11 protein-coding genes are annotated in these 11,786 nt (G+C 62.6%); 4 read left to right on the top strand and 7 right to left on the bottom strand.

The window, feature by feature from the left end:
* Positions 1 to 213: 213 nt before the first annotated feature.
* Positions 214 to 1,452: an MFS transporter gene (locus HMPREF9696_RS00605; protein WP_002710988.1), complete on the top strand. Its 1,239-nt coding sequence runs from the start codon at positions 214 to 216 to the stop codon at positions 1,450 to 1,452.
* Positions 1,453 to 1,510: 58 nt separating this feature from the next.
* On the top strand, positions 1,511 to 2,365 hold the full coding sequence (locus HMPREF9696_RS00600; RefSeq protein WP_002710987.1) for an alpha/beta hydrolase: 855 nt from the start codon (positions 1,511 to 1,513) through the stop codon (positions 2,363 to 2,365).
* A gap of 24 nt (positions 2,366 to 2,389) precedes the next feature.
* On the opposite strand, the gene HMPREF9696_RS00595 is transcribed toward HMPREF9696_RS00600, so the two are convergent.
* From HMPREF9696_RS00595 to HMPREF9696_RS00585, 3 genes are all read right to left on the bottom strand, one after another.
* Entirely contained in the window at positions 2,390 to 2,683 is a 294-nt protein-coding gene (locus HMPREF9696_RS00595; RefSeq protein WP_002710986.1) for a putative quinol monooxygenase, read from the bottom strand.
* A 96-nt stretch (positions 2,684 to 2,779) separates the two neighbouring features.
* Positions 2,780 to 3,946: a M20 aminoacylase family protein gene (locus HMPREF9696_RS00590; protein ID WP_002710985.1), complete on the bottom strand. Its 1,167-nt coding sequence runs from the start codon at positions 3,944 to 3,946 to the stop codon at positions 2,780 to 2,782.
* A gap of 49 nt (positions 3,947 to 3,995) precedes the next feature.
* Positions 3,996 to 5,117, bottom strand: a complete 1,122-nt coding sequence (locus HMPREF9696_RS00585; protein WP_040301715.1) for a M20/M25/M40 family metallo-hydrolase — start codon at positions 5,115 to 5,117, stop codon at positions 3,996 to 3,998.
* A gap of 217 nt (positions 5,118 to 5,334) precedes the next feature.
* Here HMPREF9696_RS00585 and HMPREF9696_RS00580 point away from each other — a divergent pair, with 217 nt between their 5' ends.
* Positions 5,335 to 6,201 (top strand): DMT family transporter, encoded by an 867-nt coding sequence (locus HMPREF9696_RS00580; protein WP_002710983.1) that lies wholly within the window; start codon positions 5,335 to 5,337, stop codon positions 6,199 to 6,201.
* 109 nt (positions 6,202 to 6,310) lie between these two features.
* Here the strand turns inward: HMPREF9696_RS00580 and hppD are convergent, their stop codons facing one another.
* The gene (gene hppD / locus HMPREF9696_RS00575; protein WP_002710982.1) at positions 6,311 to 7,435 is read right to left on the bottom strand and encodes a 4-hydroxyphenylpyruvate dioxygenase; all 1,125 of its coding nucleotides are present in this window, start codon (positions 7,433 to 7,435) and stop codon (positions 6,311 to 6,313) included.
* A 126-nt stretch (positions 7,436 to 7,561) separates the two neighbouring features.
* Here hppD and HMPREF9696_RS00570 point away from each other — a divergent pair, with 126 nt between their 5' ends.
* Complete coding sequence (locus HMPREF9696_RS00570) at positions 7,562 to 8,035, top strand: Lrp/AsnC family transcriptional regulator (RefSeq protein WP_002710981.1); 474 nt, start codon at positions 7,562 to 7,564, stop codon at positions 8,033 to 8,035.
* A 286-nt stretch (positions 8,036 to 8,321) separates the two neighbouring features.
* On the opposite strand, the gene fahA is transcribed toward HMPREF9696_RS00570, so the two are convergent.
* From fahA to hmgA, 3 genes are all read right to left on the bottom strand, one after another.
* Positions 8,322 to 9,596, bottom strand: coding sequence for a fumarylacetoacetase (gene fahA / locus HMPREF9696_RS00565; RefSeq protein ID WP_002710980.1), 1,275 nt, complete (start codon positions 9,594 to 9,596; stop codon positions 8,322 to 8,324).
* Positions 9,597 to 9,608: 12 nt separating this feature from the next.
* A complete protein-coding gene (gene maiA, locus HMPREF9696_RS00560; protein WP_002710979.1) occupies positions 9,609 to 10,247 on the bottom strand; it encodes a maleylacetoacetate isomerase in 639 nt (212 codons plus the stop codon).
* A gap of 191 nt (positions 10,248 to 10,438) precedes the next feature.
* The gene (gene hmgA / locus HMPREF9696_RS00555; RefSeq protein WP_002710978.1) at positions 10,439 to 11,785 is read right to left on the bottom strand and encodes a homogentisate 1,2-dioxygenase; all 1,347 of its coding nucleotides are present in this window, start codon (positions 11,783 to 11,785) and stop codon (positions 10,439 to 10,441) included.
* Position 11,786: the final 1 nt, after the last annotated feature.

Raw genomic sequence — 11,786 nt, 5'->3', positions numbered from 1 at the left:
CGCGATTGCGCTCCCCCTCTCCCGGCATGCGGGGAGAGGTGAAGAAGTGTCGAACCCTCGCATATTCGCGGTATGTCCTTTCCTGATGCGGCGACCCGCAACAAGACCTACACACGCGATTGCATAGGCGTATTCGCAAACTGCCCCTGCTCCTGAACCGCGAATTGCGGTTCATGGACTCATGACTCGCATCACGCTCTCCGGGCCAGCCCGATGACGCCCGCCACGCCGGACCCGAAACCGGGCATGAAGCCGGTGCATATCGCGCTCAATGTGCTGGCGCTGTGCTTTGCCCTGTCTGTGCTGGGGCGCGGCCTTGGCGAGAGCTTCACCGTCTTCCTGCTGCCGATCTCGCAAAGCTCCGGCTGGGACCGCGCGGAGGTGATCTCGATCTATTCGCTGGCCGCGCTGGCGGGCGGGTTTGCCGCCCCGATCATCGGCCGCCTGTTCGACCGCTCCGGACCGCGCGCCGTCTATTCCCTCGGGCTTGCCCTGCTCGGCGGCGCCTTCCTTTGCGCCGCCTATGCGCAGCAACTCTGGCAATTCCAGTTGAGCCTCGGCCTGTGCGCCGGGTTCGGCATCGCCTGCATCGGCAATGTGCCGAACTCGATCATGCTGGGGCGATGGTTCGGCCCAAAACTGCCGACCGCGATGTCGGTGGTCTATTCCGCCGCCGGCGCGGGGGTCCTGCTCCTGCTGCCGCTGTCGCAAATCCTGATCGACCGCTTCGGCTGGCGCGGCGCATATCAGATATTCGGCACGGCGGCGCTGGTTCTCCTGCTCCCGCTGTTGCTGCTGCCGTGGAAACTGTTCGCGTCCGGCTCGCCAGTGCTGAAGAAAAGCGCTGCTGCCGGGATGATCGACGAAGGCTGGACGCTGGTCAGGGCCATGCGCCACCACGCCTTCTGGGCACTGTTCGCCACCTTCTTCTTCACGGCGGTCGGCATGTTCGCGATTTCCGCGCAGGTCGTCGCCTATCTGGTGGATGCCGGATTTCCGCCGTTGCAGGCTGCAACCGCATGGGGCTTCAGCGGCGTCGTGCTGCTGTTCGGCATGCTCGGTGTGACCTGGCTCGATGGCGTCATTGGCCGCCGCCGCTCGGTGCTGTTCAGCTATGCCATGTCCATTGTCGGCATCGGCCTGCTCTGGCTGCTGAAAACCTATCCGAACATCTGGATGCTGACAGCGTTTGTGCTGTGCTTCGGCAGCATGATCGGCTCGCGCGGCCCGCTGATTACCGCGACCGCGATGAAGATTTTCCGCGGCGAACGCGTCGGCACCATTTACGGCACCATCACCATCGGCAGCGGGCTTGGTTCGTCCTTCGGCTCATGGGCGGGCGGCCTGATCCACGACATGACCGGCAGCTACGACGCGCTGCTGCTGTTCGCGCTGGTCAGCGTGATCCTCGGCCTGATCCCGTTTCTGGTGATCCGCGCACTGCGGGAATGACCGGTTGCGTGGACCTCGCCCAATTGCGATCATCGCTGCAGTCAACCGGAGACAACTCATGAGCGCACCCGCCGATGCACCGGACTGGCGCAAGCTGACGCAGGAACAGCTCGATCTCGGCTTCAACAATACGCTGCATGTGCCGGAGACGGCTTCCATCGTCGCCGAATGGGAGCGTCTCTCCGCCGGCATGCGTGCGCAATATCCGCAATCGCTCGATCTTCGTTACGGTCCGCGCGAGCGCAACCGGATCGACTTTCTGAAAGTGAAGGACGGCGGGCCGACGCTGGTGTTCATCCATGGCGGCTACTGGCAGACCCGCGCCAAGGAGAACTTCACCTTCTGTGCCGCAGGACCGCTGGCGCACGGCATCAATGTCGCACTCATCGGCTATACACTCGCGCCAGCCGTTACGCTGGACCAGATCGTCAGCGAGGTTCGCGCCGGTATCGAATATCTCGTCACCGAACTCCCCGCACTCGGCGGCGACCCCAACAATATGATCGTGTCGGGCTGGTCTGCGGGCGGTCATCTGTCGTCGATGTCGCTGGGCCACCCGCATATCAAGGCCGGACTGCTGATCAGCGGAATCTACGATCTCGAACCGATCCGCCACAGCTACCTGAATGCGAAGCTCAACCTCGATGACGGAACGATCCAGCGCAACTCGCCGATGCGCAATCCCGGCGGCGTGAACAAGCCGCTCGTGGTGGTGGCGGGCAGCGGCGAACTGCCTCTGCTGCGCAAGCAATCCGCCGATTATGCCGGGCACCGCGCTGCTTACGGATTGCCGGTCACTTACGAAGAAATCCCCGGCGCAAACCACTTCACCATGATGGATGAACTGGCCTCGCCATCAGGACGGCTCACCACCATGGTGCGGCAGTTGTTCGCGCAACCGTCCAGTGATTAGTACCCACGCGCAGACGTCTGGAGTTCAGAAATCGAGCACCACCGCGCCCGAAACGGCATCCGTGATGCCGCGTCCTTCGCCCTGATCCTCAAGAAAGTCCCTGAAGCTGTCGAGCGTCTTGATCATCGCAGGGCGTGCAGCAACCAGCGCGTCCTGACTCGGCCATTCGCCGATCAGGCAGAATGTCCGCTCGCCGGTCTGGATAATAAAGCCACGCACAAGGCCGGGCCATTTGGCCTTTCCGTTCCGGTGTGCGTCGAGAAAGTCGGCTTCCTTGCCGGCCTTGACCTTGAACCTGACGACATTGCAGACCTGCATGATGCGCTCCAATGTGGATGGGACAAGACGTTCCTTCCTTCGTCACCCCGAGGCGCGAAGCGACCCCGGCCAACGATCGCACACCGCGCAGACCGCTTACGCCGCGAGCGGCATCCGCTTCTCGATGATGCGCGAGAACAGGCTGGCGCCCACCGGCAAAATCTTGTCGTCGAGCACGAAACCGGGATTATGCAGCGGCACGTCGCCTTCATGGCCGAGCCAAAAGTAAGCGCCCGGCACCGCCAGCAGCATGTCCGCGAAATCCTCGCTGCCCATTTTCGGCGTCGGCCGCGTCAGCACGTTTTCGCCGCCGACAACTTCGCGCGCGACGTCCGCGACGAAATGCGACGGCTCCTCGTGATTGACCAGCACCGAAAAGATGTCGCGGATATCGACCTTGATCTCGACCTGGAACGCCGCCGCCATGCCGGCTGCGATGGTGCGGATGCGGTCGCGAATCTGCTCGCGCACCTTCTCGGAAAACGTCCGCACAGTTCCGGCCAGTGTCGCTTCGCCGGGAATGACATTGTAAGCGGAGCCTGCATGAATCTGCGTGATCGACAGCACCGCGGATTTCAGCGGATCGACGTTGCGGCTGACGATGGTCTGCAGCGCCTGCCCCAGCGTCATGGCGATCACCACCGGATCGCGCGACATTTCCGGCATCGCGCCGTGGCTGCCATAGCCGGTGATGGTGATGTCGAAGAAATCCGCGCTGGCCATGGTCGGTCCGGGAGCCACCGCAACCTGCTGCGGATTGAGCTGCGGCGCGTTGTGCAGTCCGTAGACTTCGTCCAGCGGAAACTTCTCGAACAAGCCGTCCTTGATCATGGCGCGCGCGCCGCCAAGACCTTCTTCGGCGGGCTGAAAGATGAACGCCACGGTGCCGTCGAAGTTGCGCGTTTGCGCGAGATAGCGCGCCGTGCCGAGCAGGATGGTGGTGTGGCCGTCATGGCCGCAGCCATGGAAACGGCCGGGGATGGTCGAGCGCCAGCTCAGGTTGGTCTTCTCCTCCATCGGCAGCGCATCCATGTCCGCGCGCAGGCCGATCCGCTTTGTGCTGTTGCCCTTGCCTTTGAGAAGACCGACCACGCCGGTGCCGCCAAGGCCGCGATGCACCTCGATGCCCCAGCCTGCGAGTTTCTCGGCAACGATGCCGGATGTTCTGTGCTCCTCGAATCCGATTTCCGGATGCGCATGCAGATCGCGGCGGATGGCGGTGAGTTCTTCGGCGAAGCTGTCGATCAGGTCAATGTTGGGCATGCGGCAGTATCCGTGAACAGGAGGAACAGTGCGCAGTCATCTTGGCAAATCATTGCAGGCTGGCCAAGAGACCGGCCATCAAACGTCCGCGTTCGGCAAGACTGTCGACCTCGATATGCTCGTTTAGCGTGTGGTAGTCCGCGCCGCGGACGCCGAGGCTGTCGAGCGTCGGAATACCCATCGCGCCGGTGAAATTGCCGTCCGATCCGCCGCCCGAACTGCCATGGATCAGGTCGAGGCCGATTTTCACCCCCACCGCCCGCGCCTGTTCATACAGCGCAAGCGTGCCCGCATTCGGCTCCCAGACCGGGCGCGTCACGCCGCGCGTCACCGTGAAGGTGACATCGTTGGTGATGCCGTTCAGCGCCAGCATCCGCTCGACGCCGCGATCGAGATCGGCCTGACGCTTGGCCATGCTGAGAGCCTCGCCCCGGCAACTGGATGACACGCAATTGACCCACTGCCCGCCGTGAACGACGCCGACACTGAAGGTGCAGTCGTCCCCGGTCATCCCGTCAATGGCGATGATCTGCCGCGCCATTTCGCGGATCGCGGAGCGGCCCGACGCGAGCGTGGCGCCGGCGTGGCTTGGCTTGCCGGTGGCTTCGAGATTGAAGCGTGCAATCGCGTAGCGGCCGGTGGTGACGCCCGCGTTCCTGAAGGCAGGCTCCGGCACCAGCACATATTTGTTGCGCGCCGCCTCCGCCTCGATGATGTCGCGCGTCGACGGCGTTCCCACTTCTTCATCCGGCGTGAACAGGACGGTCACTGGCAGCGGCGTCGCGACCGCGGCTTTCGCGAGTTGCCGGATCGCTTCCAGCGCGGCGTAGTTGCCGCCCTTCATGTCGAGAATGCCGGGGCCGTAGCACCTGCTGCCCTCGCGCCGCCAAGGCAGCTTCTGCAGCGTGCCGACCGGATGCACAGTGTCCATGTGTCCCGCGATCAGGATTCCCGGCTGGCCCTGTCTGGGATGCGGAAACCGCGCCCGGATGCAGCCGCCAAAGCCCTGCCGTCCAGCGATATATTCAATCGACGCGCCACTGAGCGCCATGTCTCGCGCGGCGAGTTCAAGCATGCGGTTGACGGCCGCGGCGTCCCAGGTCGGACTCTCACACTCTATCCACGGGCGCAGGCCCGCGAGCATGGTTTCAACGTCGAACGGAAGGGACATCAGATCAAGCAAGGCGCGTCCTCTCGGATTGTTTGTTTTTGACATGGCGGAATCTGCGTCCCGCACCCTGGATCGTTGCAGGTTCGCCAAGCGATGCAAGATGCAAACTTGCCGGGCCTGCCGAGACTTTGGCGATATTGCACGCAAAAATGAGATTGCGTAAGCAGGCGTCCCGCAAAGACCTTATGTCGATTTGCGCTGCAACACAGGTTCGCTCGTGACACAGACCCTCGTCGCCATGCCGCCATCAAATACCAAGGCCGCGAGCTGGATGGCCGGCTGGCTCACGCTGATGCTGATCATGCTGGTGGCCGGGCGCGAAGCCACGCGCGAACTCAGCGTTTTCCAGGTGATGGAAATGCGCTCGGTGATCGGCCTGCTCCTGCTTTATCCGCTGATCCATCGCAATGGCGGCTTTGCCGGAATGAAGACCGCGCGCCCGCTACAGCATATCGGGCGCAACGTCGTTCACTATGCCGCGCAATATGGCTGGTTTCTGGCGCTAACGATGATCCCGCTCGCGCAGGTGGTCTCGATCGAATTCACCATGCCGGTCTGGACCGCGCTGCTCGCGGTAAGCTTTCTCGGCGAGAAGCTGAATGTCTGGAAAATTCTCGCCATCGTGCTCGGCATCGTCGGCGTGATCGTCATCGTGCAGCCGGGCGCGGCGCCGGTCAGCCCGGGACAACCGGTCATGGTACTGGCCGCCCTCGGATTCGGCGTCGCCATTGTCATGGTGAAATCGCTGACCCGCACCGACAGCGTGGTGGTCATCATTTTCTGGATGCTGGTGATCCAGTCACTGATCGGCCTGATCCCGGCGATCTATTACTGGCACTGGCCATCGACCCATGTCTGGCCGTGGATCGTGGTGATCGCCTTTTGCGGCACCTACTCGCACTACTGCTTCACGCAGGCGATGCGTTATGCCGACGCGACCGTGGTGGTGCCAATGGACTTCCTTCGTGTTCCGCTCTCAGCCGCCGTGGGCTGGCTGGTCTATTCGGAACGGCTGGATGCAGCGACCATCGCCGGCGCGGCGCTGATTTTGACGGGCAACCTGTTGAACCTGCGACGGTCGTAGACGGCCTTTTCGTCATTGCGAGCGAAGCGAAGCAATCCACTCTTGAAACAAAAAGCTGGATTGCTTCGTCGCCATGGCGCGTAAACGCGCCAATGGCTCCTCGCAATGACTAGGCCGCGGTCTTGCCGTCCACCGATAGCACGCCGCGCCTGATCTGGTCTTCTTCAATGGACTCGAACAGCGCCTTGAAGTTGCCTTCGCCGAAGCCGTCATCGCCCTTGCGCTGGATGAACTCGAAGAAGATCGGGCCGATCGCATTGGCGGAGAAGATTTGCAGCAGCACCTTGGTGTGGCCGCCATCGACCACGCCCTCGCCGTCGATCAGGATACCGTTTCTCTGCAAGCGCGCGACATCCTCGCCATGCCTGGGCAGGCGCGTGTCGATCTTCTCGAAATAGGTATCTGGCGGCGGCGGCATGAACGGCAGGCCGTCCGCGCGCAGCTTCTCGATGGTGTGATAGATGTCCTTCACACCGCAGGCGATGTGCTGGATGCCCTCGCCGCGATACGTAGTCAGATATTCCTCGATCTGGCCGGAATCGCCCGCGTCCTCGTTGATCGGAATCCGGATCTTGCCGTCCGGGCTGGTCAGCGCGCGGGAGAACAGGCCGGACGCCCGGCCCTCGATGTCGAAAAAGCGAATCTGGCGAAAGTTGAACAGCTTCTCATAGAAGCCGGTCCACACATCCATGCGGCCGCGATGCACGTTGTGGGTCAGGTGGTCGATATAAAACAGCCCCGCGCCCTCGGGATGGATGTCCTTCAGCCCGAGCCAGTCGAACTCGGCGTCGTAGGCCGAGCCCTTCTTGCCGTACCGATCCACGAAATACAGCAGGCTGCCGCCGATGCCCTTGATCGCGGGAACATCCAGCGTCTTCTGCGCGGATGTCACGTCCGCAGGCTCCGCGCCGAGCGAAAGCGCGCGCTCATAGGCGCGCTTCGCGTCAACCACGCGGAACGCCATCGACGGCGCGCAGGGGCCATGCGCCGCGACGAAATCATGACCGTGGGTGCCGGGCTCTTCGTTGACCAGATAGTTCACGTCGCCCTGACGATAGACCGTGATCGCCTTGGTCTTGTGGCGGGCGACCGCCGTGAAGCCCATCAGGCGGAACAGCGCATGCAGCTTTTCGGGCTCGGGATGGGCGTATTCGACAAACTCGAAGCCGTCGGTGCCCATCGGGTTGTGCTCGGAAATAACGGCGGCCGGCGCATCGTGCGGAAACGGACCCATGGCGATCTCCCTTGATTCTTGTCTCAGGAGTGCATCGTGCGCCGCTTTTCATGCAATGGGCGTGTAAAATGAGCCGGACTTTGCTATAATCATGCACAGATTGTGCATAATTATGGGTTTTTGCGCATGGTATCGCTGGACGGTTTCGACCTCAAAATTCTTGCCGCGCTTCAGGATGACGGCCGCCTGACCAATCAGCAGCTCGCCGATCTGGCCGGTCTCTCCGCCTCGCAATGCTCGCGCCGTCGCACGCGGCTGGAAGACGAGAAGGTGATCGCCGGTTATCACGCCGACCTCGCCAGCGAGGCGCTCGGCTTCAACGTGCTGGCCTTCATCCAGATCACGCTGGCGACGCACTCGCCGAACAATGCCAAGCGCTTTCGCGACCTGATGCGGCGCGTTGATGAGATTCAGGAAGCGTATTCACTCACCGGCGATTCGGATTATCTGCTGAAGGTGGTTCTGAGCGATCTGAAGAGCCTGTCGGACATCGTCAACAACGTGCTGATGCCGCACGAGAGCGTGGCGCACGTGCGCTCGTCCATCGTGCTCGACCGGCTCAAGACGACGCGGAAGCTGCCGCTGAAGAATCTGGGGTAAAAGGTAGGACGCTCCACACCCGCGATCAGCCCCCTCTCCTGTGGGGAGAGGGTTGGGGTGAGGGCGTAGAATCCATCGAGAGAGCGTACCCCCCCACCCGCCGCGCCATAGCGCGTCGTAGGCGCGCGTAATCGCGCTGCTGGCGCGTCGACCTCTCCCCATGGGAGAGGTGAAGAAAGGCCGCTTCGGGTTGTCATTGCGAGGAGCGCTGCGACGAAGCAATCCATATCTTATGAAGAGTGGATTGCTTCGCTTCGCTCGCAATGACGGATTGAAGCTGCTTGCTTTACGCCGCCGGCAGGATCGTCCCCTCGACCTCGCCGAAGCCGACGCGGTAGCCGTTGCCCTGACACCAGCCGCGCATGGTGAGCGAGTCGCCATCCTCGAGGAACGAGCGCTGCACGCCATCGCCGAGATCGAGCGGCTCCGCGCCGCCCCAGCTCAATTCAAGCATGCTGCCGCGCTCGCTTTTCTCGGGTCCGCTGATGGTACCCGAGCCGAGCAGATCGCCGACATTCATCGCGCAACCCGAGGAGGCATGATGCACAAGCTGCTGCACCGATGACCAGTACATGTATTTGAAATTGGTGCGGCAGATGCCCGCCGCCTCGTTCATCGTCCCGGTCTTGAGATCGACGGCGAGTTGCAGATCATAATTCTGCGCGTGCTTCTGTTGCAGGTACGGCAGCGGCGCCGGGTCCTGCGCGGGTCCCTTCACACGGAACGGCTCCAGCGCCTCGCGTGTCACGATCCACGGGCTGATCGAGGTGCCGAATGCTTTGGCCTGAAACGGCCCGAGCGGCACGTATTCCCACGCCTGGATGTCGCGCGCGCTCCAGTCGTTCAGCAGCGTGAAGCCGAAGATCATCTCCTCGGCCTGCTGCTCGGTCAGCATCTCGCCCATGGCGGACGCCTGCCCGATGACGACGCCCATCTCCAGTTCGAAGTCGAGCCGCTTGCACGGCCCGAACACGGGATGCTCCGCCGTCGGCGGCTTGAGCTGTCCGCGCGGACGTCGGATCGGCGTGCCGCTGACCACCACGGTCGAGGCGCGGCCGTTATAGCCGATCGGAATCGACAGCCAGTTTGGCATCAGCGCGTTGTCCTTGCCGCGGAACATGATGCCCACATTGGTGGCGTGTTCCTTCGACGAATAGAAATCCGTGAAGCCCTGCACGGCAATCGGCATATGCATGTCGGCGAAATTGCGCGGGATCAGCGCGCGATTGCGCAGCTCCTTGTTGTCGCGCAGTTCAGGGCAATCATGCCGCAGCAGCTCGCTGATCCGTGCGCGGGTACTGCTCCACACCTTTGGCCCGAGCGCCATGAACGCATTCAGCGACGATTGCGCGAACACGCCATTCGCGTTCTCGAAGCTGATCAGCCCCGCAACTTCCAGCGCGGCAAGATCGAGCACGAAATCGCCGATGGCAACACCAACGCGCAGATCAGGCTGCTCCGGCGTGAAGAACACGCCGTAAGGCAAATTCTGGATCGGAAAATCCGACGACGGATCGACCTCAATGAAAGAGCGCAGCTTGGGATCGTTCGGGTGCATCATGTCCATCCATCTTTATTCGGCGTCGGGCTGACGGCCCGGCTCGGCCGCAGCAAAGGCGTCGAGTTTTGCGGCGGCGGCATCGAGCGCCACGATACGCTTGTAAGGCGCGAGGTCCACACCGAAGCGGCGCGCGTTGAACACCTGCGGCACGATACAAATGTCTGCCAGCGTCGGCGCCTCGCCAAGCGCGAACGGTCCCGGCAGATGCGCGAGCCGCGCTTCGACGGCCTCGAAGCCGGTCTCGATCCAGTGCTTCGACCATGCGCCGCGCGCCGCCTCATCGACGCCCATGTCGATCAGCCGGTTCAGCACCCGCAGGTTGCCTATGGGGTGAATGTCGGCGGCTACAACCAGCGCGATCTCGCGCGCAATTGCCCGCCCCTTCGCATCGGGCGGCAGCAGCGGCGGCTGCGGATGCGTCTCGTCGAGATACTCGATGATCGCAATCGACTGCGCTAACTCAAGATCGTCGTCGATCAAGTACGGAACGAGGCCTGCCGGATTGATCCTGCGATAGGCGTCCTGCGTCTGCTCGCCCTTGCGCAGGTGCACGAAGCGATGGTCCGCGCGCAACCCTTTCAGATTGAGCGCGATGCGCACGCGATAGGCCGCCGTTGAGCGGAAGTAGCCGTAGAGAACAGCGTCAGTCATATTGGTGTTCCGAATTCGATGTCAGCGGTCTGCCCACCTCTCCCGTGGGGAGAGGTCGGATCGCGCAAGCGATCCGGGTGAGGGCGTAGAATCTCTCGATAGATTGAGAGCCCCTCACCCCACCCCTCTCCCCGCCGGGGAGAGGGAGTGACATTGCCACCGCTTCAATACCGCGCATCCATTCAACGAGGTTACGGCTTCGACGGGTCGAAGCGGCGCTCCAGCCCCTGCCAGCAATCGGCGTAATCATCCTGCAAGGCGCTTGTCGTGGCGGCGAACTGCGTCACCCGCTGCGGGAAACGCGTCTCGAACATGAAGGCCATGGTGCCGGTTAGTTTGACGGGCTTCAATTCGCCGTTGCTGGCGTGATCGAACGCCTCGCGGTCAGGTCCGTGCGGCAACATCATGTTGTGCAGGCTGATGCCGCCCGGCACGAAGCCGTGCGGCTTGGCATCATAGGCGCCATACAGCAGGCCCATGAATTCCGACATGATGTTCATATGATACCACGGCGGGCGGAAGGTGTTCTCCGCCACCATCCAGCGCTCGGGGAAAATCACAAAGTCGATATTCGCAGTACCTGCCGTTTCCGATGGCGAGGTCAGCACGGTGAAAATCGACGGATCGGGATGATCGAAGCCGATGGCGCCGACCGGCGAGAAGGTCCGCAGGTCATACTTATAGGGCGCGTAGTTGCCGTGCCACGCCACCACATCAATCGGTGAATACGGCAGTTTGGTCATGAACAGCGAACCGCCCCACTTCACATAAAGCTCGGTCGGCGTTTCCTTGTCCTCATAGGCCGCCACCGGCGTGAGAAAGTCGCGCGAATTGGCGAGACAATTCGCGCCGATCGGCCCGCGCTCCGGCAGCGTGAACGCGCCGCCATAGTTCTCGCAGAGATAGCCGCGCGCCGGACCGCCCGGAATTTCAACGCGGAACTTGACGCCGCGCGGGATCACCGCGATCTCGCCCGGCTCGATGTCGATGATGCCGAATTCGGTGACCAGCCGAAGGTTGCCCTCCTGCGCGACGAACATCATCTCGCCGTCGGCGTTGTAGAAGTTCTGGTCCACCATGGACTTGGTGATGAGATAGACATGCGCCGCCATGCCGGCCTGCGTGCCGGCGTCGCCCGCCGTGGTCATGGTGTAAACGCCCTGCAGGAAGGTCTGGCCTTCCTTCGGCAACGGCAGCGGGTCCCAGCGCAATTGCGCAATCGGCAGATCGTATTCGGTGCACGGCGCGGTGCGCCAGTGCCCGGCATCGACCTTGGTGAAACGGCCTGAATGCTTCACCGACGGGCGAATGCGATAGAGCCACGAGCGCTCGTTGGTGCCGCGCGGCGCGGTGAATGGCGAGCCGGACAATTGCTCGGCGTAAAGCCCGTAAGCGCAGTTCTGCGGCGAGTTGCGTCCGATGGGGAGCGCGCCTGCCAAGGCCTCGGTCTCAAAGCTGTTGCCGAAACCGGACATGTAACCCGGCGTGACATTGACGGCGTTGCGATTCACAGCGCCGGGAGCGGTGTTGATGTTCATC

Origin of the sequence: Afipia clevelandensis ATCC 49720 (genome assembly GCF_000336555.1) — a bacterium.
GTDB classification, from domain to species: domain Bacteria; phylum Pseudomonadota; class Alphaproteobacteria; order Rhizobiales; family Xanthobacteraceae; genus Afipia; species Afipia clevelandensis.
The sequence above is the reverse complement of the archived record's forward strand: the minus strand, read 5'-3'. Positions and strand labels throughout refer to the sequence as shown.